This window comes from Anaerococcus tetradius ATCC 35098, from assembly GCF_000159095.1.
Taxonomy (GTDB): domain Bacteria; phylum Bacillota; class Clostridia; order Tissierellales; family Peptoniphilaceae; genus Anaerococcus; species Anaerococcus tetradius.
On sequence record NZ_GG666298.1, the window covers coordinates 14,575 to 15,943 of the forward strand.

Sequence of the window (1,369 nt, forward strand, 5' to 3'; positions counted from 1 at the left end):
TATAACATTATAAAAGATGGAAAGAAAACTACTGTGTATATGGATGTAAAAGCATATATTAAGGATAATCGCATTATGCTACCTGTTAGATATGCAGCCTATACTCTTGGGTTTAATGTAGAATATGATGATAGTAAGAGAGAGGCTATCTTTTCAAATAAAGAAAATACAGCCTTACCTAAAAAAACTCTAAGATTAAATATAGATACTGGTGTTATGAAAGATAGTCAAGGAAACATTTATCATTCTGACACTAAACCTGTAATTATAAATGGAAGAATTCACGCATCTATTTCCAATATAGCTAAAGCTTTTAATGCAAGCTGTGGGGATATAAGAGATGAAAAAGATCAAAGTATAGAATGGGATAATAGCAGAAAGGCAGTTTATGTCTTTAAGAATATAAAGTAAGAAAAGGAGATAACTATGAAGAAAAAAAGATTAGGGGTAGCCTTAGTGCTACTCCTTTTACTATTAAGTATGCCAAGCATATCCATAGCTAAGAGCAATGATAATGAAATAAAAAATCAGTCAAATGATATTTATTTGCCAGAAAAAAGTAAAGAATTAGAAAGCTTATTTGATGAAGATATATATGAACCATCTAATGAAAGTCAAAAAATTCCTTATCAGGAAGTGCCGAAAATACAAGAAAATAACATAAAAAATGAGCAAGTAGATAAAAAAGAAAAGCCATCTAAACTTGTTAAAGGTGGCAATACTAAAGCAATTAATCCATTAGCTACAAAAGAAAATAAGGCAAGAGGAACAGTTATAGAAAATGTAGATAAAAATGGACAGGATATTACACCGAAAGTAGAAGATCAAACATCAAGAGATGAAAAAAAGGAAAATCCAATAGATGTTAGACAATTTTTAACCTTTCAAACAAAGAGTGGAAAAACTATGCACCTCATTGTAGATCATTCGGAAAATCAAGAAAATGTACAATTACTAACAGAAGTTGGAGAACAAGATCTACTAAATATGATTGAAGGAGAAAGTGAAGTAAAGCCAAAAGAAGAAGTAGTGAAAAAAGAAGAACCGGTGGAGGAAAAACCGAAGAAAGAGGAGAAAGAAGAAAAGAAATCAGGGGTAGGAGTTTATTTATTTATGGGTTTAATTATTGTTGGTGTAATGGGTGCAGGATATTACTTCAAAATCTATAAAAAAAATGAAGAGGAAAGTTTTGAAGAGGAGCAAGATTATAATGAATTAGAAGATGATTATGAATCTGAAGGGGAGGATTATGATCTTGAAGATAAGGAAGATACAGAAATTATTCCAGATGAAGATGAATTTTAATCTTCTCAATGATTTAAGCAGTAGATTAAGGACAACAATAAACTCAATTATCGTGTAAATTTAT

The 1,369-nt window shown here is 30.1% G+C and carries 2 protein-coding genes; both read left to right on the plus strand.

Features of this window, described 5'->3' with window-relative positions:
• Positions 1-411, plus strand: a 411-nt coding sequence (locus tag HMPREF0077_RS06945; protein ID WP_004837299.1) for a copper amine oxidase N-terminal domain-containing protein, incomplete at its 5' end; no start/stop codon positions are given.
• A 15-nt stretch (positions 412-426) separates the two neighbouring features.
• Positions 427-1,305 carry a CD1107 family mobile element protein gene (locus HMPREF0077_RS06950; protein WP_004837300.1) on the plus strand — a complete coding sequence of 293 codons (879 nt, stop codon included), beginning with the start codon at positions 427-429 and terminating at the stop codon, positions 1,303-1,305.
• Positions 1,306-1,369 lie beyond the last annotated feature (64 nt).

Coding starts and splice junctions, on each gene's coding strand:
- HMPREF0077_RS06950 (WP_004837300.1), top strand. CDS start 427: ATGAAGAAAAAAAGATTAGGGGTAGCCTTAGTGCTACTCCTTTTACTA.